The following is a 23,495-nucleotide window of genomic DNA, read 5'->3' on the forward strand; positions in this document are numbered from 1 at the left end:
CGGAGATCGGGTATAGTAGGGGAAAAGGCCGTCCGCGTTCCGCGGCATGACGGGATGTCGGACGGAAGCGGGAGGATTCACATGAGCGAAGAACAATCGGCGGGGAAGACCGCCAAGCAGGTCGCGGAATGGATGGTCGAGGAGATTCGGTTCCGCGGCATTCTGAGGCAGGAAGAAGCGATCGCCCACGTTCGCGAGCATTTCGGCGAGGCGTTCATTTTCGTCAACGAGAACGGCAACGCGTCGCTCGAAAAGGAAGTGAAGAAGGAGTTCCGCAAGCTCAACAAAGGGCGGATCGCCTGGGATCGGGACGGATTTATGTGGGGATGGATCGGGTAAAAGAAGGCCGCCGGGGTTTCCGGCGGCTTTTTTGCTGCAAAGTCCTATACGTGAAGAAGGGCAGGGGGCTCGGAATGATTTTGTTTCGGTCGCGTGTTGCAATGGGGAAGCTTGATTAGACTCAAGAAGAGGCTTTCCCATTGCAAAGGCGAACGCTATCGCTCCTGCACTAAAATCATTCCTCTGCCTCATGCCCTAAAGTATAGGTCCCTTCAACAAAAAAGCCGCCGGGATCCCCGGCGGCTTTCTGTTGCTTTTTGAAGAGGGAAGGACAAGAGTAGACGAGCCGCTGGATCATTGAATCGAGAACACTTCTTTTTTCAATAACTCTTCGGGCTTCTGGCCGATGGGGTCGTTGTGGAAATAATCCCGGATCACGCCGTCTTTCACATAATTGGCGACGGAGACCATGATCATGCCTTGATCCAGGGCCAGGTAAGCTTTGGCGACTTCTTTCGTCTCCAGGTTGACGGAATCGTATAAGCCGTATTTGCCCATCATCTTTAATTTTTTTAACGCTTTGATGTTCTCGCGGGCCTCTTTCGGCACATAATCCAAGGCCAGGAAAGTGGCATGCGCCGTCACCGTCGAGCTGTCTTTATAACCCGAGATGCCGAGCGGCGTCGCGGCGAACTCGCTGTATCCGGTCGGCGTGGCGGAAGGCGAGAATCCCCAGGCCGGGTAGCCTTTTTCTTTGGCGTAAGCGATCTGCAGCTCGGCATGACGCTGGTTGTTCAATCCCAGAGCCCGGGTGCCCAAATCTTTTTCTTTGATCACCATACCCGGCATCAGGGCTTCGAGCATGCTGCCGCCCCAGCTCGGGACGAATTTTCGGCCTTTATAGGCGTAGCTTCCTTCGAAGACGTCCACGCCGTCGTAATTGACGGTTTGGCCCTCGGGAATTTGCGACTGCCAATCCCATTCCCGGGGCATCGTGCGATACATTTTCCACCAGTGTTCCCGGGGAACGTCGCCTTTGCCGATGGCAATGTAGCTGGCGACTCGGGGTTCGGTATAGAACGTCCCGTAATGATGATCCGTCAGCGCGCCTTTGGCGACGTCGTAACCGCCGCGGAATTGGCCGACTTCGGAATCGTACAGCTTCGCGTAATCCATCTCTTCGACAAGCTTGCCCGTCTGCCCGTTCAGTTCCGGATACGCTTGGCCGACCACGATCAGACCGGCGGACAACCAACCGTTGTCGACCTGGGAGATGAACTGCCCCCAATCTTTTTTGACGGAAGCGTCTTCCGTGTTGTACCAGTTGTAGAACAGGCCGTTCCATTTATCCATCTTCTCCAGCGAATTCAACGTCGTTTTCAAGCGCGAGACGGCCTCTTTTTTCGGAATAAGGCGCATCTGCTCGGCGGAAACGGTACTCATCATATACATGGCAATGTTGGTAGGCGAGGTGCGTTTGGCTTCCTCCGCACCCTTATCGGTCATTCTGACCTCGTCGGACGTCAAGCCCGTTTCGGCATCGGTGAAGTCTTTGAAGTACTTATAAGTCTTTTTGGAGAGCGCTTTCAATTCAGAGCTGAATCCGGCGGGTTTGTTCGAAGACTGTGCGGAAGCGGCAGGCGGCAGCGCCAAATGGGCGAGCAGGCAAAAAGCGAGAACAAAGCTGAACATCGAACTTTTTTTCATGGCTTTTCTCCTTCCAAAATGGATTCGAAACGTTTCGCTACTGATGATACCATAAGTACCCTCCTATTTGGAAATCAAAACTCTGCCGAATCGCGTGTCTTATTCCTGGGCGGCGGGAGACGAGAGGCATACGGTGACGTGGACCTTGGAGGATCAAGGCGACGGGACGGTAAACCTGCATCTCGATCAGACGGGCTTCACGAATGTGCACGGGCTCGAGGGAGCGAGATACGGATGGAGCGGCTGGTTCGGGAAATTCGAACAAGCGCTGCGGTAAGGCCTTTCTTTTGCATGCAAGCGTTCGAACGGAAAAAGCTTCCGTCCGAGCGCTTTTTTGCGTCGGCCGGAAGCTGTGAACGGGCGGGAATCGAATCAATTCGTCCGGAAGCGGACATAAAACGCGGTGCCTTCCTTGCCGGTCGACAGGTCGATGGAGGCGCCGTGTTTGTTGGCGATGCTGAAGCAGATGGCGAGGCCGAGGCCGGAGCCGTTTTCCTTGGTGGTGTAGAACGGCTTCCAGATCTGCTCGACGACGTCCGTCGCGATGCCCGGGCCGTTGTCTTCGATCACCAGCACGGCCCGATCGTCCTGCATATACGTTTTCAACTGGATCCAGCCGCTTTCGCCGGTCGCCTCCAGAGCGTTGCGGACGAAGTTCAGGATCAGCTGCGTGATCTGCTTGCTGTCCATTTCGATCGGTTCGATCGGGGTCAGATGGGTGGTGATCATCTTGCCCGTCACGGAAGCGTCGGCTTCGATCAGCGGCATGATTTTGCGGATCAGGTCGTTCAGATTTTCCCGCTTGAGCTGCACCATATGGTCTTTGGCGAGCGAGAGAAACTCCGTGATGATCTGGTTGGCGCGGTCCAGCTCCTCGATCATGACCTGCAGATAAGCGGGCTCGAGCGTGTTCTTGCCCTGCATCAGCATCAACTGCAGGAAGCCGCGCACGGTCGTCATCGGATTGCGGACTTCATGCCCGATCCCGGCCGCCACTTCGCCGACCAGATGAAGCTGGGACAGGCGCTGCAGTTCGTGTTCGTACTGCTTATGCTCGGTCAGGTCGCTGATCATCGTGAGCAGCAGCAGTTCGCCGTTAAAGTCCAGCCGCACGGTGCGGAGAATGCAGACTTTTTCCTCCCCGGCATGGTTCGTGAACGTGACCTCGCGGCTGATGCCTTCCGGAACGGTAGACGTTTCATCCGGTTCCGGAATTTGCAGCATCAGTTCATTGCCCCGAATCAGCTCGCCGTAACGCAGGTCCATATCGCGCCGGGTGATGCCGAGCAGGAGCAGGAACGCGTCGTTCGCTTCGATGACCTCGTGATTTTCCAGCGTGGTGATGAGCATGGGGTGCGGACTGGCCGCGAAAATGGCGGCAAACCGGTTTTCCGAGGAGGAAAGGAAACGGTTCGTCTCGAAAAGCGCCGAGTTTTGACGCTCCAGCTCTTCGAGCCTGCCGATCCGGTCGAAAGCATGTACCAGCTGCGAGGCGATCAGATGCAGTATTTCCAGCTCTGCCGGCTCGAAGACATCGGAACCGTGCGAGCCGAAGCCGAGCGCGAACGGACGATCTTCGCTCGGGAGAACGAGCGGGAAACAGGCATAACGCCGCAGGCCCATCTGCCGCAGGATGCGTCCTTGAAAATCCGTCGTCTCCTGCAGGCGCTCGCAGACATACGGCTGTTTCGACTTGACTACCGCGCCGCAGATCGTCTGCCCCTGATCGAGCGACAGGAGCGCTTCGGCTTCGGCGGAGGTCACGCCTCTATGATGAATCAGCTGAAGCCGGTAAGGAAATCGTTCTTCCACCCAATAATTCAACAAGAGATCCAGGTTAAAGTACCTGCTGACGCAGTCGAAGACATGCGTCAGCAGCTGCGACGGTGTCCTGCTGGAGAGCATTCCGGGCAGCAGCTCGTTCAGTACTTTGTATTTGATTCCCAGATCGGTTTCCGGATTCAACGCAGCTCACCTCATTTATAGACTTCACACATAGGGCAATTATAGCACCCGTGCAGAAGGAAATGTAGATCGGAATAAGCAGGGTTCGTAAGAAGCGTTCAAAAAATGAGAAAAAGGCTTGTTAATGTAAAAAAAGATCTGGACGCTTCCCGTTCAAATTTCGATATAAGAGCAGGAGAAGAAATGAAAGAGATTCTGAAAAAAGATGAAAATCAGGTTGTATTCTGTCACAGATGTGATATACTTCTCACAGTACCGAATGACCGAAATGTTTTTTTGGTCAGTTTGGAGCGAAAAGGTCGATACGAACGGCACGAAAAGGATAAGGAAAGGAGCTTGAACCCGGAGATGTTCAAATCGGAGTGGAAAAATATTTTGAAGCATCGGATGACGATGTTGACCGTGATTGCGATGCTGTTGGTTCCGGGATTGTACGGCCTGTTCTTTCTGTCGGCTTACTGGAATCCTTACGGCCATACGGATCGGTTGTCCGTAGCGGTGGTGAACGGCGATACGGGGACCGAATACGAAGGCAAGCGCCTTGAGGTAGGCAAGGATTTCGTCGACGGACTTAAGGACAACGATTCTTTCAAGTGGGTCGTCACGGATAAGCAGGAGGCTCTCGAAGGGCTGAACCGCGAAAAGTACATTATGGTGATCGAGCTGCCGAACAATTTTTCGGAGAACGCTTCGACCCTGCTGAACAAAGACCCGAAGAAGATGAATCTCAAATACTATACCAATGCGGGCATGGGTTATTCGTCGGCGCAGATCGCCAAATCGGCGATCAAGGAAGTCAACGACGAGATTGCCGAGCAGGTAACGAAAGAATACGCTTCGACGGTGTTCGGCAGCTTGACCGATCTGGTGAACGGACTCAAGGATGCCGACGACGGGGCGAAAAAGCTCAATGACGGCGCCGCCGATCTGGCGGAAGGTTCGCAGAAGCTGACGGACAACTTGAAGAAGCTGGCCGAGAACAGCGTCACCTTCCAGCAGGGCGTCGGCGATCTGAAGAACGGCGCCGGCACGCTCAGCACAGGCATCGTCAGCGCCGCCTCGGGGGCGGCGCAGTTGAACGACGGTCTCGGGACGCTGTCCGGGGGGGCAAAACAGCTGGATGACGGTCTCGGTACGCTGTCGGGCGGCGCGAAGAAACTGGACGACGGTCTGGGCGCGCTGTCGGGCGGCGCGAAGAAGCTTGACGACGGCCTCGGCGCGCTGTCGACCGGAGCGGGCAGCCTGCAGAGCGGGGCGCAGCAGCTCGATAGCGGCCTGACGCAGCTCAAAGACGGCGCGGATACGCTGGCCGGAGGCTCGCAAAAGCTGGAAGCGGGCGCGGAGCAGCTGAATCAGGGGCTGGGTCAATCGAATGACGGCCTGCAGCAGCTGCAGGAGCAGCTGACGCCGTTTACGGCGGGAATGGACCAGCTGAACCAAGCGGTTCAGGGTCTCGGCGGACAAGCTTCCTCGGCGGTCGATCAAATGAGCGCGGCCCAGCAGCAGCTTCAGCAGAAAGCGGCCGCGATCAAGCAGCAGCAGGAAGCGATGGCGGCCTACATCCAGGGCAGCTCGACGATTCCGGATGCCGACAAGCAGAAGCTGCTGTCGATGATGGCGGCAGGGGCCGCGGGAACCGACGGAACTTCGTCCGGCGACGGCGCTTCGGCTTCGCAGCTGCAGCAGTCGCTCGGCCAACTGGATCAGCTGAGTTCGAGCGTCGCTCAGCTGAACGACGGCGCGAAGCGGATTCAAACGGCGGTCGGCCAATTGGCGGCCGGACAAAGCCAGCTTGTCCAAGGGTCTTCGGATCTGCTTGACGGTCAGAAGCAGCTGACGGACGGTCTCGGCACGCTGTCGGCCAAGATCGGCGAAGCGGAAGCCGGTTCGAAGCAGCTGGCCGACGGAGCTGCCGGCCTGGTCAGCGGAGCGGGTCAGCTGAAAGACGGATCGCAGAGCCTGGTGAGCGGCGTCGGTCAGCTGCAGGACGGTTCGCAGAGCCTGGTCAGCGGAGCCGGCCAGCTGAAGGACGGCTCGCAGAGCCTGGTGAGCGGTACCGCCCGGCTGCAGGACGGTTCGCAGAGCCTGGTCAGCGGCCTGGGCCAACTGAAAGACGGCGGCAGTCAGCTCGTCGGCGGCCTGGGCAAGCTCGGCAGCGCGACCGGCGAGTTGAGAGACGGCGCCGACAAATTGGCGGACGGTTCGGTTACGCTGAACGACGGCGTGGGCGACCTGAAAGAAGGCACCAACGAGCTCTACACGTCGCTTAACGACGGCGTCCAAGAAGCCGGCGACGTCAGCTCGGACGACAAGACGTACGACATGTTCGCGCAGCCGACGGAACTGACGCATGACGACGTCCATGACGTGACGGAATACGGAGAAGGCCTGGCGCCTTACATGATGTCGATCGCCCTGTTCGCGGGCGCGCTCATGTTCTCCTCGGTCTACCCGCTGAAGACGCCTCAGATCCGGCCGCGTTCCGGCTTGGCCTGGTTCCTGAGCAAATTCAGCGTGATTCTGTTCATGGCCGTGCTTCAATCGGCCATCCTGGACGCGGTGCTGATCGGCATCGTAGGGCTTCAGGTACAGAGCCTGTGGCACTTCTACGCGATTACCTTGACGATCAGCCTGACCTTCCTGTCGCTGCTGTTCTTCCTGTTCGCGGCGCTGGGCAAGGTCGGCCAGTTCATTGCTTTCCTGATCCTGCTGGCGCAAATCGGCGGCAGCGCGGGCACGTTCCCGAAAGTGCTGACGCCGGACTTCTTCCAGGCGATCAATCCTTACCTGCCGGCGACTTACGGCATTCGCGCTCTGCGCGAAGCGGTCTCGCTCGGCAACGACTGGGGTTATTTCTGGGGGCAGCTGGCCCATGTGGGAATCTTCGGGGTCGTCTTCATCCTGCTGGCGCTGCTGGTGTTCCTGTTCAGCAGCAAGATGATCAAGACGGGCATCGAAGAAGAACAAGATATCGAACCGGCCACGGTATAAAGCCGATCGCGCCCGGTTCGGGCAGCAAGCTTCCCGCGAACGAGAAATCGGCTTCGCGGGAAGCTTTTTTTGCGGGATAATAGAAGAGAAAACAGAGACGGAGGGGAAGAAGAAATGGAGGTTAAAAGACGGCGGATTTTGGAAGGAGCCATGCTCTGCTTCGAACGTTTCGGCTTTCGGGGGACCACGATCGAGAGCGTGGCGAAAGCGGCTCGCGTCAGCAAGAGCTCGATTTACGATTGTTTCGAAAACAAAGAAGCGCTGCTGATGGCGATCGTCGAAGACGTGCTGGACGAGCTGCTGGCGGAATCGGATCGGGTCTGCCTGCCGGGACAGCCGCTGCGGGAAGATATCGACAAGACGTTCGATGCCGTCATCGCGCTGAGCGGACGCCATCGGCTGCTGGTCGGCATTTACCGGGAAGCCCGGCAGTCCGGGGCGCACAGCGTGCTGGAGATGCGAAAGGCGCTCGAGGAAGGAATCGTGCGCTATATCGAAGAGCTGGTGCGGCGGCATGAGGCTTCCGGCGAGACGTTTCGCCTAGAGCCGAAGGTTATCGCGTTTCTCGTCTATCGCTCCTATTTGCAGCTGATTCACGATTGGGAAGACCTGTACGAGCCGCTGCCGCCCGAACAAATCAAAACCGCGCTGAACGCTTTCGCCCTGTAAGGGCGGCGTACGGCGCGGTTTTTTTTGCGGAAGTGAGGGAAAGGGGCTCAGGCGTCCGCAAGGTGCCGCCGAGGTTCCGAAATTTCCTTTTCCTGATAAAAAGCGTCGATGAAAATTTGGGCGTAACGGGGATCCCACTGCGTGCCTTTGCCTTCGGACAGAATCGCGATCGCTTTTTCGATCGGCATCCCGCTGCGGTAAGGGCGGTCGGACGTCATCGCGTCGAAAGCGTCGGCCACGGCGATAATGCGTCCGAATTCGGGAATGTTCGCGCCCGCCAGCCCGTCGGGATAGCCGCGGCCGTCGTAGCGTTCGTGGTGCGAGCGCACGCCGGGCAGCAGAGGAGCCATCGTCTCGGCAGGCTCGACCTGCTTCAGGATCTCTTCGCCGAGCGCCGGATGTTTCTTGATCTGCTCGAACTCTTCGTCGGTGAGACGGCCGTCTTTCAGCAGAACGCTGTCGCGTACCCCGATCTTGCCGATGTCGTGCAGCAGAGCCGTCTTGTTCAGCAGGTCCAATTGTTCCGCTCCGAGACCGGCGCTTCGTCCGATAAGCAGCGAGTATTCGGCGACGCGCTGCGAATGTCCGGCCGTGTAGGGATCCCGGGCGTCGAGCGCCGCGGCAAGCGTCGAGAAGTAGCTCTGCAGCAGCTGTTCGTTGATCCGCTGCCGCTGCGACAATCCTTTTACCATGTGATTGAAGCCGGAAACGAGGCGCGAAAATTCGTCGGAGTACAGGTCGGAAGCGCGTACGTCCAGGTCTCCGGTCTGAACGGCCCGCAGCGCCTTCTCCAACTGGCCGATCGGCTGCCTGACGCTTCGACTGAGCAGCCAGGCCCCGAGCGACGAGAACAGCAGTCCGAACAGCAGAATGATCGACGCCCACTGCCAGTAGTCTTCGATCAGCGGAGAACCGGTCACGCTCAAGCGGATTTGGGTCGCCAGCACGAAAAAGAACAGGGGAAACATGCCGATCGAAAAAGCGCTGAGCTGGAACTTGCGCTGCGTCGAGACGATGACGCGGCCGTCCAGCGACATGCTGACGCCGTATTCGCGTTCGCTCGTTTCGTTGACGTGTTTCAGCAGGGGACGGATCGCCTGGTCGGTCAGAAAGTATTCGATCAGCGCATGCATGCCCGCCACCAGCACGGCGCCCGAAGCGGCGATCCCGATATAATAGACGGGCAGATCGACCCAGCCGAGACGCATAAACAGCAGGGTCAGCGAAACGGCGGGAATCGACAGTCCGAACAGATGGGGGCCCAGGATGCGGAGCACCGATAGGGACGGCAGCCTGTGAATCCGCATGTAAGCGTTTCGGATGTCTTCCAACGCGGGCTTCTCTGTCAAGAAAAGGCTGCGGATCGGCTTGACCTGTCTCGAGAACGCCAAGAGTTCCAACGAGACCATGATGACGAAGGAGGAGAACAGCACGACGAAGAGCGCATCGAATCCGCCGATCGGCAGCCTGAGCGCCGAAGTGATGACGGCCCCTCCGAGACAGAGAACGGCAAGTACAGATCCGATGATGTAATTGCGTACGAGCCGACGTAGGAAGCGCCGGTATTCGATCATTGAAATTCCTCTTTTCTTGAAACGGAAACTGGAAAGCGTCGTTTGTTCTTGTTATCGGCGGGGAAGGAGGAAGCCGTTACAGGAAGCCGATCACCGGTACGCAAAGGAAAGAAAAAAGCCGGTCGTTCGCCTTGAACGGCCGGCTTGGCGGATTCGGTAGGAGAACGCCGTCCCCGGTCCACGGAGGCCGGCGTCATGCCTACCGCGGGTTAGCGATGATTTTCGACGCTGTCCATCAAAGTCCGGATCGTTTCGTTCAAAGCGCCGAGCTGCTGCAGTTCGAGGCCGCTGGATTCGATCAGCGAAGCGGGAATGCATTCGGCGCGCGACTGCAGTTCGCGTCCTTTGTCGGTGATTTGCACGGTGACGATTCGTTCATCGTCGACGGAACGGCTGCGAACGAGCAGACCCGAAGATTCCATGCGCTTCAGCATCGGAGTAAGCGTGCCGGAATCGAGGGTGAGCAGGTGGCTGAGCTCCTTGATGCTGCTCTCTTGGCGATCCCAGAGGACGAGCAGAACCAGATATTGCGGGTAGGTCAAATTCAGCTCGTCAAGCAGCGGACGATACATTCTGAAAATAGCCCGCGAACAGGCATATAAAGAAAAACAGAGGTGGGAATCGAGCGTGAGTCGTTCTTGATCCATCGCATTAACGAATCCTTTCATCATAAAATAAGGCTATCTTTTTCGATTTTATATTTCAAGCAACATAATTGCAATAAATTATACGCTGAAATCCGAATAAAACAGTATATTGCTATCTTCGGCAAAGTTCGACAATAAATGAAGGGGGAGCGGAAATGTGGCGGGCCCAGGGGAAAACGGAGACACGCAAAAACGGACCGCTCGGAAGCGGTCCGTTCGGAAAAACCGGAGCTTGCTGCCGCAAGCGGTCTATTCCAGGCTGTCCATGTATTTGTCGAAGCTGCTGATAAACAGATCGAGTTTGGCTTTTCCGGATTTGAGCTTGGCCTGACCCTGCTTATAGGTCGTCCAATTGATATTGGCGCCGTAAAGCGACTTCTTGATCAATTCCATGCCCTGAAGCTGAAGCGAGGCTCCCTGCAAGTAGTAGGAATGGAGCTTGGACAGTTTCGGATCCGTCGGCTTGATCTGCTTCAACTCGTAGTAAAATTTGCTGTAGTTGGGCACGACGATGCCGTTCAGCTTCTTGTATACTTCTTTGCGGTTCGCCGCCGATACATAACCTACGGAGTTGAACGTGTCGGCCGCTTTGTCTTCATACTTGACAATCGCGTCGATTCGGTCCGTATACTCGAGGGCGGCCAGCATTGCCGGACTGAGTTCCGCTTCGTCCTCGGCTTGCTGCGTCTGGGAAGGAACGGTTTCCGCCGCGAAGACGGAAGCCGGAACCACGGCCGAACCGAGCAGCGCGAGGGAAAGCGACAGAGACCACCATTTCTTCATTTCTTGAACAACCTCCTCTTATATGTATGGGGATCTGCAAGGGACAGGCGAAGCTCTTAAAGCTTCTTCCTTGCTTCTCTTCAGTATAAGCCAAACCAAGAGAAATCCATAAAAACAGCCATGATTTGAAACTTAAGGCACGGAATGGGCCTAAAGTCTGTATGGGAGGCCCGAGTACCGAAGAGCAGCTTCGAAAGCGGAGGCATCGGCGCGGCCCGATACGGCTCCAGGAAAGCGCCCGGGCCGGACCCGACGATTATCCATGCCGCGGGACCTTGTTCCGCAAATACTCGAAGTCTCCTTGGAGGCTGTCGCGGACCGCTTGTTCCTGCTCGAACGAGTTCCGGTTGGCGCGCTCGCGCAGCTCGCCGCGGATGCTTTCCTTCAAGGCATCGTCTGCCGAAGCGATGTCGAGTGTCCCGTACCGTTCTTCCCATTCCTCTTGAACTTCGCGGGCGTTCATGATCTCGTAGGCGACGAGAGCGGCGTCTTTGCGCACGACCGCGCTCGCGCCGAGCGCGTTGAGCCGACTGCTGAGACTGATCTCGTTATGCTCGCGCGCCAGAGCCAGCAGCGCCCATTCGTCTTCGTTCAGCTTGGCGGCAATCGCTTCGATCATCCCGGATTCCTCGACGATCTGCTTGGCGTTAAGCCCGGCGTCGAGCAGCGGACCGGTGTAACCGCCGATCAGGCTGCCGATCGGTCCGGACAAGACGGAGACGAGCGAGTCGATCAGATCGTTCGTCAAATGCCGGGCGTCTTCTTCGTCCCCGGAAAAACGGTAATCGCGTTCGGCTGCGATTCTGCCGGAAGCTTTGCGCAGCGCTGCGGCCTGAAGCACCGCATATTCTTCCGTAACCGGGCGGTCTTTCAAACGGTCCAGCGCCGTGCTCAGCAGATGTTCCTGCTTGAAGGTCATGAATACGATATTGTCCATTAGAGCCTCCATCCTTTCGCCGCGTTCGGCCGATCCGAATCTTCGGACTTTTCTACTATTGTTTTAAAGTCGTTTTTTGCGTTTCAATCAGCGGCTGTACTAAAATGAATGAGAATCCGCATCGTTTCGTCGAAGCGGACGCAATCCGGACAATGATATCCGATTCGTATTGAAATAAGGGGGATGGCGATGGGGTCGAAAAATTTGGCGGGAATCTCGCTGCTCGTAATGGCCGCGGGCTTTGTGGCCTGTTTGTTTCTGCCGGAGAATACCTGGACGTTTCTGCTGATCGGCGGGTTCGAAGCGGGCCTTGTCGGCGGTCTGGCGGACTGGTTCGCCGTCACGGCGCTGTTCCGGCACCCGATGGGCATCCCGATCCCGCATACTTCGCTGCTGCTGAAGAACAAAGGGCGGATCGTGGACTCGCTGGTGTCCGCAATGGAGACCGAGCTGCTGAACAAAGAGAGCATTACCCGGCAGCTGAGCAAGCTTAATCTGATTCACGGGGCCGGAAAAATGCTGACCCGCATGATGGCGCGCAAGCGTACGCGGCAGCAGGTGCTCGATTATGCGGCGGAAGCCATCGCGAAGCTGCCGCTCGAAAAGGCGGTGGAGCCGGTACGCGAGGCGGCGGCGAATTATATTCGCGGCGTCGACGCGGCGGGCCTGGCCGACCGCGCGCTCACCAAGGTGCTGAACGACGGCTACGAGATTCGGCTGTTCGATTATGCGCTGGGCGAAGCGAAAAAGTGGGTGCTGCGGCCGGAAACGAAGGATACGATGGGCGCGCTGGCGCTCGAGCAGCTCTCGAACGCGAAAGTCGGCGGCTTCACGGGATTCGCTTTCCAGGCTTTTGCGGGCATGGTGAACGAAGATAAACTGGGCTCCATGATCCAGTCCATGCTGAACGCGGGCATCGACTCCCTGCTCGATCCCTACGGCGAGCAGCGGTTGGCGATTTTGCGCGAAGTCCGCGTGAAGCTGTTCGAAGCGGCCGGCGACGAAGAGAAGCTGGAGTATGTGCGCGGGCAGGTGCTGGAAGTGCTGCAGGAAGCGAGCACGGCGGCGTTTATCCGGGAAAATCTGGAGAAGCTGCGCGAGTTCGCTCTGGCCAAGACGGCGGAAGAACGCGCCAAAGGCGGACGAATCGTATTCCGTCTTTATGCGTCGGCCGTGCGAAGCATGGCGTCGGAGCCGGAGCGGATCGAAATGTGGGAAGAAAAGACGCGGGGCGCGATCACGCGGATCGCCGAAGAGAATCACTACCGGATCGGCCAACTGGTGCGGGACAACGTGGAGCGGATGGACGACAAGCAGCTGGTCGAGATGCTGGAAGAAAAAATCGGGAAAGACCTGCAGTGGATTCGCGTGAACGGTGCGGTATGCGGCTTTGTCGTAGGTATTATTTTATCGATTATTCAGTTGATATAAAACTTTTTTGGAACATTTATTGAAAAAAGGACGGATATGCTTCGCGGAATGTTTTCCGTGCTGCGTCCAAAGCCCGGCAAGCGTGCGAAAGTCGCGCCAGCCGGGCTTTTTTTGCGGAAAACGCCGGTTCGAAGCGGACGAGCGGAGAGGGCGGGAGAAGGCAGCCGGCAGCCTCTTTTTCAAAAAAAAGCAAACGGAAAGGCAACCTTCTCCGCTGTTTAAACGTCAAACATTCAGGGGAATGATACAGAGACCGTGCAAGCTGGGGTATGACGCATCTTCAACCCCAATCAGCCGAAAACGAAGGGAGATCAAAAAAATGAACAAAAAAATCAGTGCAGCCGTACTCGCGGGAGCGCTTTTGATGTCCGCGGGAGCCGCGCAGTCCGCCAACGCGGCGCCGAATATCAAAATCTTCATCGACGGGGTCGAGCTGAAATCGACGCAGCCGCCGATCGCCCAAGGCAGCCGAACGCTGGCGCCTCTGCGCAGCATTTTCCAGGGCCTCAACGCCAAAGTGCAGTGGAACCAGAAGACGCAGACGATTACGGCCTACAAAGGCAGCAATACGATCGTGCTTAAGATCGGCTCCAAGGTCGCTACGGTCAACGGCCAGAAGGTAACCCTTGATGTGCCGGCCAAAGCGATCCGCGGCAATACGGTCGTTCCGCTGCGTTTCATCAGCGAATCGCTCGGACAGGATGTCCGCTGGAACGCGGCATCGCAAAGCGTCATCATCACGACCACTCCGGAACTTGCGGCTCCGACGTCCGTGTCGGTGCGCAGCCTCGGCCAGTACGGCGACGGACGCGACCTGCAGGTATCGTTCACGAAATCCGCCGATGAGTCGTACGTCGATCATTACCGTCTGTTCGTCGTGAAGTCGGGTACGCCGCTTACCGCGCAGACGGCGAAAACGTCGCTCAACTATACGACGGTTCTGCCGAACGGATCCAATCAGAACGTGACGCTGAACACGAACATCAAAGACAGCAGCGGAGATTCGCTCAAGCCGGGTCAAGCCTACCAAGTCTACGTAGCCGCGATCGGCAATAACTATGCCGGCGGCGGGGTCGAAGTGTCTTCCGCGTCTTCGGCCGTAACGCTGAGCGCAGGCACGCAGGGTGCTATTCCTACCGCGGTAAAAGCGACCGATACGGGCGATTACCGGGACGGACGCGATCTGACGGTCAGCTTCGCGAAAGCTCAGAACGAGTCGGACATCTCGGGCTACCGCGTCTTCGTGGTCAGAACGGCGAATGCGGGTTCCTTCAATCTGTCGGCAGCCAATGCCGTACCGGCGCAAAATTATACGACGGTCCCTAAAGGTTCGGCTGCGCCGAGCGTGACGCTGACTTCGCAAAGCCGCGACACGGCCGGCAACCCGATCCAGAACGGCGTGCCTTACACGGTCTTCGTCATGGGAGTGAGCTCGTCGAACACGGCGGCAAACAACACGCTTTCGGCCGCTTCGGCTTCCGTGACGTTGGCGACCTCCGGTTCGGACGTATCCGCGTCGAACGTGGCGGCGAGCGACGTCAGCGACTACGGCGACGGACGCGACCTGCGCGTAACGTTCAATCGGGCCGACAATGAAGCGAACGTGAACCAGTACCGCGTCATGGTCGTCAAGGATTCGAAAGCTTCCAACTTCAACATCAACTCGGCCAACGCCGTAACGAGCGCCAATTATACGGCCATCAATAAAACGGGCGGCAACATCTCGCAGACGCTGAGCTCTTCCGCGCGCGATACGGACGGGGATCCGATCCGCAACGGCATCGCTTACCGCGTTTACGTCCTGACGGTAGGAGCCGGTACGTCGACCAGCACCAACGTGCTGTCGAACGTGTCGCAGCCGATCACCCTGGGCGGCAACAACGTAGGAACGGCGCTGACTCCGGTGCTCAGCGACGGCGGCAACTACGGCGACGGACGCGACCTGCTCGTGACGTTCGGACGGGCGTCCGACGAGAGCAGCGTATCGGAATACCGAGTTCTGGTCGTGAAATCGGCCAGCGCGTCGAACTTTAACCTGGCATCCGCCGTGTCCGTACCTGCGGCCAACTATACGGTACTGCCGAGAACGGGCGCGAACCAAAGCACGTTCCTGAACGCTTCGACCCGCGATGTGAACGGCGAGCCGATCCGCAACGGCGTCGCTTACCGGGTATTCGTTCTCTCGGTCGGAACGGGGAACTCGAATAACAACGCGAACTTCGCCCTGTCGGGAGTATCCAACGCCGTAACGCTGTCGAACGGATCGGCTGTCGCCGGCGCGACGAACGTTGCCGCAACGGCGAACAACCTGACAGGCAACGCCAGCGACGTGGAAGTGACGTTCACGCGTTCTTCGGAAGAAGCGGATGTGAGCGAATACCGCATTCTGGCCGTCCCTTCGAACCAGTCGGGATCGTACAGTCTGGCCAACGCCAATGCGGCGCCTTACTACACGACGGTGTCGGCATCGGGCAGCGGACAGGTTCGCCAAGCGCTTAACGCCAACAGCCGCGACGTGAACGGCAGCCTGATCTCCAACAACGGCGCATACCGCTTCTACGTCCTGACCGTCTCGAAGAACGGCGCCAACGTGCTGTCGGATCGCTCGAACGAGATTTCGCTCAGCGAAGCGGGCGTGCCTGCGGCGACCAACGTCAGAACGTCGGCCAGCGGCCAGAGCGTGACGGTAAGCTTTGCGCCTCCGGCAAACGCCGCGGGCACGGCTTACTACAATGTTATGCTCGTACCGTCGAACGCGGCCGCGAACTTCACGGTCGGCCAGGCGAGCGCGGTTACGGGTTCGAACGCTAAATATTCGACCGGCGGCAACGTGTCCTTTACGGTGAACAGCGACCGCGACGCCTTCGGCAACGTGCTGCAGGCGGGCGTGCAGTATCGCGCGTTCGTTCTCTCGGTAGCCAACGGCAGCCAGGCGACAGGCAACGCTCTGTCCGAGAACACCGCCAACGACTTCTCTCTCACCAACTAAAAGCGGCAAGGCATGAACGAAAAGGCGGGTCTGCTCCTCTCGGAGCAGCCGCTCGAAAGAAGCTTCCGGAGCGAATCCGGAAGCTTCTTTTTTTATCTATTCATGAAATCGGCCGGACAATTTCTGACGGATTCGAAAAAAGAGTTGAAAAGTTTTGCGAGAATCGAATAGAATAACATAAAGGAAAGCGCTTTCTTGTCTATAAAAAGAAAACGTTTTCTGCTTGTCTATACATACTTATACGAAGTACGGAGGGTTTGCGAATGTGGAAAAAAGCCATAAGTTTGACGCTGGCCGCGGTCTTGAGCGCGCCGGTTCTGAGCACGGTCGCCGTGCCTGCGCATGCGGCGGACGTATCGAACAATGCGACGGACAAGACCGCCGAAAAAGGCGAAATGTACCAATGGGGACGCGCCAAAATAGTCGGAGGAGGATTTATTCCGGGCATTATATACAACCAATCCGAGAAAGACCTCGTGTATGCCCGGACGGATATGGGCGGCGCGTACCGCTGGGTCCCGCAGACCCAGTCCTGGAAGCAGCTGATGAATTTCGTCGGTTTTGACGAATGGAATATGCTGGGCGTGGAAAGTCTGGCTACCGATCCTGTCGATCCGAACCGGGTATACGTCGCTTCCGGCACGTACACTAACGATTGGACGGATATGAACGGTGTCATTCTGCGCAGCGAAGACCGCGGAGAGACTTGGGCGCGTACCAACCTGCCTTTTAAATTGGGAGGCAATATGCCCGGCCGTTCTATGGGCGAACGACTGGCCGTCGATCCCAATAATAACAAAGTCCTGCTGCTCGGAGCCCGAAGCGGCAACGGCCTGTGGCGGAGCAACGACTATGGCGCAACCTGGGCGAAGGTCAAAGGATTTAACGCCAAGCAGGGCGTGAAGGATTACTACGGAGACACGGTAGGCGCGGTCTGGATCGCCTACGACGCTTCGTCGGCCCGCCGCGGACAAACCACGCAGACTATTTATGTCGGCGTAGCCGACAAAGAACAAAGCATTTACCGCAGCACCGACGGAGGCGTAACCTGGAGCCCGGTCGCCGGCCAACCGAAGCAGGGGTTCCTGCCTCACCACGGCACGATGTCTTCCGACGGTATGCTGTATATTACGTATAACGAGAATATCGGCCCTTACGACGGAGGAAAGGGAGCCGTCTGGAAGCTGAACACGAAGACCGGCAAATGGACCGATATCAGCCCGACCGGAAACACGGAGAACCCGTACGGCGGTCTCGCGGTAGACGCCCGCAATCCGAATACGCTCATGGTCGCGACCATGAATAAATGGTGGCCGGACGAATTCATTTACCGCAGCACGGACGGAGGAAAGACCTGGAGATCGTTATGGTCGTTCGACGATAAAGGAGCGCGGGTCAACCGCTACGAGATCGATTATTCCTTATCCCCTTGGCTCGATTGGGGCGAGAAAAAAGAGCTCCCCGAAACGGCGCCCAAGCTCGGCTGGATGATCGGCGATCTGGAGATCGACCCGTTCGATTCCGACAAAATTCTGTACGGTACGGGCGCAACCTTGTACGGTTCGGACAATATCACGAATTTGGACAAAGGAAGCAAGGTTAATATCGAAGTCAAAGCCGACGGAATCGAGGAAACGGCGATTCTGGGTCTGATCAGTCCTCCTTCCGGTGCTCCGCTGCTCAGCGCGATGGGGGATATCGGCGGGTTCCGGCACGAAAGCCTCGATCACGCGCAGCCGATGATGACCGCACCGACTCTGGATACCAGCACCGATATCGATTATGCCGAATCCGATCCGAATATCGTCGTGCGCGTCGGCAACAGCTCGGGAGAAAAGCCGAGATTAGGCGTCTCGAAGGACAACGGCCGAACTTGGACGCCGGCGGCTAATTCCTGGAAAGTCCAAAAAGAAGACGATTCCACGGGCGGAGGCTCGGTCGCCGTGGCGGCCGACGGCTCGACGATTCTCTGGGCCCCGTCTCCCGCAAATGCGGAAGAAGCGCGTCCGGTGAGTTACTCGCGCGATTCCGGACGGACCTGGACGGCTTCCAAAGGAGTTCCGAACGGAGCCATGGTATCGTCGGATCGCGTCAATGCTTCGATGTTCTACGCGTTCTCGAACGGCAAATTCTATGTGAGCCGCGACGGAGGGGCGACGTTTGCCGACTCGGGAGCGACCGGACTTCCGCTGCGCCTGAGCAGCAAGTTCAAAGCGATGCCGGGCAAAGAAGGAGAGATCTGGCTGGGCGCGGCGCGGGATAACAGCAGCGAGAGCAACGCTTACGGACTGTTCCGTTCCGTTGACGGTGGACGCACATTCGAGAAGCTGCAAAGCGTAGCCGAAGCCGCAACGATCGGATTCGGCAAAGCGGCGCCGGGCCGAGAAAATATGGCGCTCTACAGTTACGCGAGAGTGCCGGGCGCCCCTTACGGCGTATACCGGTCCGACGATGAAGGAGCGAGCTGGACTCGCCTCAACGACGACGATCACCAATTCGGCTCGGCCAATTCCGCCATTACCGGCGATGCGCGCGTTTACGGGCGTGTCTACGTGGGTACCAACGGACTGGGGATCGTGATCGGAGAGCCTCAGACGTCGCCTGCGGCTCCTGCCGGAGCTCCGGCAAAGCAGTAAGGGCAACTCGCGGCAGCAGGGAATCGTTTTAAAACGAACACCGGATAACCTCGATGGTGGGGGCTATCCGGTGTTTGTCGTTTGTCACGTCGAAGAGGCTGTATTATAATGAAAGTTGTTTTTGATTTTTCATCTCATTTCATTTTCACCACTACTTAAACCGAAGGGAAGACTCCGATGCTGCCGATTCAACCGCAAACCGTCCAAGAGCTGCTGGACAAGCTGAGAAACCAGGAGCTGTATCTGCATCTCGAGCTGACCAACGGCGCCTATACGTTCGACCGCGACCGTTCGAAGCTCGTCGCTTCGAACCTGATCCGCAACGTCAAAGTCAGCTACTCGCACGGGTCGATCTCCGGGAGCGGTCCCTACCGCGTCGGACTGAAAATGCCGGAGGGCTGGATTTACGCCGAAGGACTGACGCATTACGAAGAAAGCGAGACGGAGAGAGCCATCCTGGCGGGCAACGACCGCGACGGTAAGCTGGTCGTCAGTCTGATGCTGAGCCCCGAGCCGTTCTAGAACGCCGCCGCTTATTTCGCGATTCGCTTGAATATACGAATATATTTTACCAAAGCGGCTTCGCCGCATCCGGAAAGGAGCAGGTATGCCCGTGGAACGCCATGTTTTAATCATATTCCCCCATCCCGACGACGAGTCTTTTACCGTGTCCGGCACTGCCGCGTATCACCTGCACAACGGAACGCCGGTAACCTATGCGTGCCTGACCATGGGACAGCTGGGCCGCAATCTGGGCAATCCGCCGTTCGCGAACCGCGTGACGCTGCCGACCATCCGCCGCGCCGAACTCGAAGCGTCCTGCGCGGCGATCGGCATCACCGATCTGCGCACGCTCGGTTTTCACGATAAAATGATCGAATTCGAGGACCGCGAGCTGCTGGACGGCAAGATCCGCGAGCTGATCGAAGAGCTGAACCCATCGTTGATCCTGACTTTCCATCCGCTGTACAGCGTGCATCCCGACCACGACGCCTGCGGCGCCGCGGTGGTACGCGTCCTGGAGGCGATGAAGCCGAAGGACCGGCCGAAGCTGCATGTGGTCGCCTTCGCGAAGGGCCATGAGCGCGCGCTCGGTCCCGCGGATGTCCACGTGGATATCCGACTATTCCTCGAACAGAAGGTCGGCTCGATCAAGGCGCATAAATCGCAGTTCCATACGGATCCCGTGTTCGAAGGCCGTTCCGTGCACGATCCGGTTCTGCGCGAGCGCTTCGCGAGCGAGAAATTCTGGACGTACAAATTCGATCCTCATCCGGGCAAGCAATAATAAGCTGCAGCGCCTAGGGCGAAGATTCGCTTCGCGAGAAAGGTACGGATAAAAAAAGCTTGCTCTCCGGCCGAAAATCCATTATTTTGACAGTAAGGGTATTTGAATACTTGCAACGCTCGCGAAGCACGCGGACGCACTCTTTCCATAGGGAAGAGGCGTCCGCTTTTTTGCGTGCTGCGGGAGCGAAAGTAAGAACGTTCTTTGAAAACAAAAAAATGGGACTTTCCCAACCGATGCAACCAAGCGACAATAAAAGGGAAGCCGGATGCGGAGGGAGGCGGGAACAGACAAGATAAAACGAACGAATCAAATGAAGGAGGAAGCAGAAGTGAAGAGAGGTTGGAAAAAGTGGGCAGGAACGATGACGGCGGCCGCGATCCTGGCGGGAGCCGTCTGGGGGAGCGGGTATGCGCCGGATGCCCACGCGGCGAACGCGGCGTTCTCGGACATGAAGTCGACGCACTGGGCGTACGGCGCCGTGCAAAAGGGAGTCGCCAACGGCTATGTCGACGGTTATGTGGGCGGCACGTTCAAACCGGACAACAGCGTCACCCGCGCCGAGTTCGTGAAAATGGTCGTCGTGGCCATGAAGCTCGACACGGCGCCGGCAAGCGGCAAATGGTACGTGCCTTACGTCGAAGCCGCAAGCAAAGCCGGCCTGTACGACGGCGGCGATTTCTCCAACAGCGAAGCGGCATGGACAAAAGTCATGACGCGCGACGAGATGGCCCGCGTAGCGGCCCGCGCGATCGGCGAAAAGACGTCGGAAAACGACAAATGGATGTACCTCGCCACAAAGAGCGGACTGATCCAAGGCGTCGGCAAAGGCAAAGTCGCACCCGAAGGGCTGACGACGCGCGCGCAATCCGTCGTGATCATTGAGCGCATCCTGACGGCGAAAGCCGGCGGCGATCTCGACACCGACCGGTACGCCACGGCCGAAGCCGAAATCCTCTGGCACGGCACGAACATCTTCACGGTGATGCCGGAAATGTTCGTGACGCCGGAATCGGATTGGAAAAACAAAGGCAAGAAATCCATCGAAGAAATGTGGAACGAGAAAAACATGACGATCACGTCGAAAGACGGGCTGTATCAAGCGAAGCTTGACGCGCTGATCGCGATCGACATGGCCGACAAAAACGATCCGAACCGGGGTCTACTGGGCAACATCAACACGCTGCGGTGGTCGAACAATAAACAGACGATGGACAAGTTGATGGTTAAAGACAACCTGAACACGTACGTGCTGTATTTCAAAGGCAAACAGGTGTTTAACAAAGACACGAATAAATACACGGACAAGGATCAAGTTTCGTTCCGAGTGTATGGATTCGACACCAATAATCTGGATGCCTTCTATGCCGGAAAACTGAATAGCACCGCCGATATTTATCAAAAGAAATGGTTCGATACCCCTGCTGTCATCATCCCGAAATCGGGAACGGTGCAAATGGGTCATGACCTCAGCATCATGCTGCAAACGCCGGCCGGAGGTTCGCTGTACATGACGCAAGACCTGCTCAGACTGCGAGGCATCTAATAATGGAAAAACGCCGACAACGAAAAAACAGATTCGCGCTTGTCGGACTCAGCACCCTGCTCCTTACGGGCAGCGTGCTGGGTGTTTTTTTCCACTCCAAGGTCAGATCGATGCGGCGCCGATCAAAAAAAGCATTCCGTACACCGCCGAGTCCGGCATTAAGCCTTTGCCATCACGGACGTCTCTCACATTAGGTAAAGTTCCAACAACAACGACAGCCACCATCAGTGAAGACGCCGGTGCAGGTAAAAGAATTCAAAAAATTGTGTTCTACAAAGGAACCGAAGCCGTCAAAACCATCAACGTCGATGCTCAAACGTACACCGGCACGGAAACTTTCACGGGAGAAGCTCTTCCCGTTATATCCAAAGATAACGATTCGGCTGGGTCGTGGATGGCGTGGTCCCGTGGGATTCTGTCTACCGAATGGACCGCCGGCAACGAATTCTCCACATGGAGGGAAGTGTCGGATATCACGCCGGCAAGTAATGCAACGGAAAACATCACCACAATCGATAGCGGCGTCACCTACAACAAAAATTACAAAAAAGCCCCGTACAAAGAAGTCCGGCTCAAAGTCAAATACTCACGAACAAAAGGTTTTACAACCAAAATCGGAACGACCGATCTGGTTATCCCGACTGAATTTATTGATGATCGAGCCAACACCCTGCGGCTTCAAAATCCAAGCACACCTGGACCGGAAACCGTAAGTGTCGACAACAGAGCTTCTGTACCCACAGGAAATCTGAACATCGAAGGGAAAAATCACTATTCGACGCATATCGAAAGTATTCTGGTCGGTGTGGAACCCAACGGGGACGTCAACGCTCCTACGCGAAGTCTGGATTATGCAACGATTCAATTTACGCAAAAACATGACTTGAATACAGCCAAATATTACCTGCGTCAAGGCGATGAAGCGATGAGGCTGTATGAGGACTCAAACCCCAAAGCCCAAGCCATGGCTTTTTACTATGCGGCATATACATTCAATGTTAAATCTTTTACGTACAAGTATCCCGATAAATACTGGGTTTATACCGAAGATAGCGAAGACGGCCCACCCTCGCAAGGCTTCTGCGCCGTTCAACCCGGCCGCACCATCGAAGGAGAAGACATGCAGCCGGCCGTCAGCGCGGTAATCAAAGCTGATCAGCGCGACCGCGAAATCTTCGATGTGCTGCAAGGCATTCCGACATCGGAAAGCCTGTACGGAAACGTACTCGCCAAAGATTATCTGCATCAATTCAAGTTCCAAGAACAAAAGGTCACTTGTATTTACGAAGTCCCGGTCACCCAGCCCTATCTCTTAAAATGGGACCCCGGCAAAACGGTGCCGAACAATCCCCCGCCCGGTACGCACGAGGAACCCGATCCGCAAAGTGAAGAAACCTCGGTTGTCTACAACATTCATACCGAGCGTTACTTTACGTATTGGACGGTTGAAAAATTGGGCGTGTATGCGATCGACAGCGCGGAGCTGAAAAACTACGCGTTTCAAGGCGAAAGCATCACGATCTATCCCGAAGGGTATGTCCCTCCTGAATTGACCGTCGAAAAAAACGGCGGATACACTGCACCGCCGGTGCCCAATCCGTTTACCGCGCCGAATACCATTACGGTTCCCGGTGGGCAAACAAAACCCCAACCAACGTTCGATGCGGATATCGCGCAGGGCTTGGTCGAAGCCAAAATCGGCAAGATCAAAGGGCGAAATGATAAGGTCGTGTTCAAAGGACAAACCTTAATGGACGACCGGGAAGTCGAAGTGCAGACACCGGAACCAAGACCTGTACCGAACGGCACACAAATTGGTCGAAACGTCCTCTACAGCCCGAACAACATGATCCCTAAAACCAAGACCAACCGGTACGCCGCACCGAGTATGGGGACGGTCTCGTACAACGGTCTGGATGCCAACTATGAGGCGCCTGACGGCGATACGTATCCGATTCCGAACATCAACCCGGTAACGGTGCACACCCCGGTCGTGAACTACTCCAGCGCCTCTGACGATGCGGCGCACAATCAAAAAACCAATCCGAATTAC

17 protein-coding genes are annotated in these 23,495 nt (G+C 56.9%); 11 read left to right on the forward strand and 6 right to left on the reverse strand.

What is annotated here, in order from left to right:
- Positions 1 to 81: 81 nt before the first annotated feature.
- Positions 82 to 339, forward strand: coding sequence for a DUF6953 family protein (locus GYN08_RS18615; RefSeq protein ID WP_166277435.1), 258 nt, complete (start codon positions 82 to 84; stop codon positions 337 to 339).
- Between the two features lie 294 nt (positions 340 to 633).
- Here GYN08_RS18615 and GYN08_RS18620 read toward each other — a convergent pair whose 3' ends face one another.
- Positions 634 to 1,986, reverse strand: a complete 1,353-nt coding sequence (locus GYN08_RS18620) for a glucoamylase family protein (protein ID WP_166277436.1) — start codon at positions 1,984 to 1,986, stop codon at positions 634 to 636.
- 67 nt (positions 1,987 to 2,053) lie between these two features.
- Between GYN08_RS18620 and GYN08_RS18625 the strand changes: the two genes are divergently transcribed.
- The gene (locus GYN08_RS18625; protein ID WP_268952894.1) at positions 2,054 to 2,263 is read left to right on the forward strand and encodes an SRPBCC domain-containing protein; all 210 of its coding nucleotides are present in this window, start codon (positions 2,054 to 2,056) and stop codon (positions 2,261 to 2,263) included.
- Between the two features lie 95 nt (positions 2,264 to 2,358).
- Here the strand turns inward: GYN08_RS18625 and GYN08_RS18630 are convergent, their stop codons facing one another.
- Positions 2,359 to 3,951, reverse strand: coding sequence for an ATP-binding protein (locus GYN08_RS18630; RefSeq protein WP_166277437.1), 1,593 nt, complete (start codon positions 3,949 to 3,951; stop codon positions 2,359 to 2,361).
- 348 nt (positions 3,952 to 4,299) lie between these two features.
- Between GYN08_RS18630 and GYN08_RS18635 the strand changes: the two genes are divergently transcribed.
- Complete coding sequence (locus GYN08_RS18635) at positions 4,300 to 6,942, forward strand: YhgE/Pip domain-containing protein (protein WP_166277438.1); 2,643 nt, start codon at positions 4,300 to 4,302, stop codon at positions 6,940 to 6,942.
- Between the two features lie 114 nt (positions 6,943 to 7,056).
- A complete protein-coding gene (locus tag GYN08_RS18640; protein WP_166277440.1) occupies positions 7,057 to 7,611 on the forward strand; it encodes a TetR/AcrR family transcriptional regulator in 555 nt (184 codons plus the stop codon).
- 47 nt (positions 7,612 to 7,658) lie between these two features.
- Here the strand turns inward: GYN08_RS18640 and GYN08_RS18645 are convergent, their stop codons facing one another.
- The 4 genes from GYN08_RS18645 to GYN08_RS18660 all read right to left on the reverse strand — a co-directional run bounded on the left by GYN08_RS18645 (position 7,659) and on the right by GYN08_RS18660 (position 11,552).
- On the reverse strand, positions 7,659 to 9,185 hold the full coding sequence (locus GYN08_RS18645; RefSeq protein ID WP_166277442.1) for an HD domain-containing phosphohydrolase: 1,527 nt from the start codon (positions 9,183 to 9,185) through the stop codon (positions 7,659 to 7,661).
- Positions 9,186 to 9,394: 209 nt separating this feature from the next.
- Positions 9,395 to 9,832, reverse strand: a complete 438-nt coding sequence (locus tag GYN08_RS18650) for a MarR family winged helix-turn-helix transcriptional regulator (RefSeq protein WP_166277444.1) — start codon at positions 9,830 to 9,832, stop codon at positions 9,395 to 9,397.
- A 249-nt stretch (positions 9,833 to 10,081) separates the two neighbouring features.
- Complete coding sequence (locus GYN08_RS18655) at positions 10,082 to 10,615, reverse strand: hypothetical protein (protein WP_166277447.1); 534 nt, start codon at positions 10,613 to 10,615, stop codon at positions 10,082 to 10,084.
- Between the two features lie 256 nt (positions 10,616 to 10,871).
- A complete protein-coding gene (locus GYN08_RS18660; protein WP_166277449.1) occupies positions 10,872 to 11,552 on the reverse strand; it encodes a hypothetical protein in 681 nt (226 codons plus the stop codon).
- 189 nt (positions 11,553 to 11,741) lie between these two features.
- On the opposite strand from GYN08_RS18660, the gene GYN08_RS18665 reads away from it, so the two are divergent.
- From GYN08_RS18665 to GYN08_RS24100, 7 genes are all read left to right on the forward strand, one after another.
- Positions 11,742 to 12,983: a DUF445 domain-containing protein gene (locus GYN08_RS18665; RefSeq protein WP_166277451.1), complete on the forward strand. Its 1,242-nt coding sequence runs from the start codon at positions 11,742 to 11,744 to the stop codon at positions 12,981 to 12,983.
- 319 nt (positions 12,984 to 13,302) lie between these two features.
- Positions 13,303 to 15,972, forward strand: coding sequence for a copper amine oxidase N-terminal domain-containing protein (locus GYN08_RS18670; protein WP_166277453.1), 2,670 nt, complete (start codon positions 13,303 to 13,305; stop codon positions 15,970 to 15,972).
- Positions 15,973 to 16,235: 263 nt separating this feature from the next.
- A complete protein-coding gene (locus GYN08_RS18675; protein ID WP_166277455.1) occupies positions 16,236 to 18,608 on the forward strand; it encodes a beta propeller repeat protein in 2,373 nt (790 codons plus the stop codon).
- A gap of 177 nt (positions 18,609 to 18,785) precedes the next feature.
- Entirely contained in the window at positions 18,786 to 19,130 is a 345-nt protein-coding gene (locus GYN08_RS18680; protein WP_166277457.1) for a YojF family protein, read from the forward strand.
- Positions 19,131 to 19,221: 91 nt separating this feature from the next.
- Positions 19,222 to 19,896: a bacillithiol biosynthesis deacetylase BshB2 gene (gene bshB2 / locus GYN08_RS18685; protein WP_166277459.1), complete on the forward strand. Its 675-nt coding sequence runs from the start codon at positions 19,222 to 19,224 to the stop codon at positions 19,894 to 19,896.
- 331 nt (positions 19,897 to 20,227) lie between these two features.
- Positions 20,228 to 21,442, forward strand: a complete 1,215-nt coding sequence (locus GYN08_RS18690) for an S-layer homology domain-containing protein (protein WP_166277462.1) — start codon at positions 20,228 to 20,230, stop codon at positions 21,440 to 21,442.
- Between the two features lie 265 nt (positions 21,443 to 21,707).
- On the forward strand, positions 21,708 to 23,495 hold a 1,788-nt coding region (locus GYN08_RS24100; protein WP_328802977.1), incomplete at its 3' end, for a DUF5704 domain-containing protein.

Source organism: Saccharibacillus alkalitolerans (assembly GCF_011090185.1).
Classification (GTDB): domain Bacteria; phylum Bacillota; class Bacilli; order Paenibacillales; family Paenibacillaceae; genus Saccharibacillus; species Saccharibacillus alkalitolerans.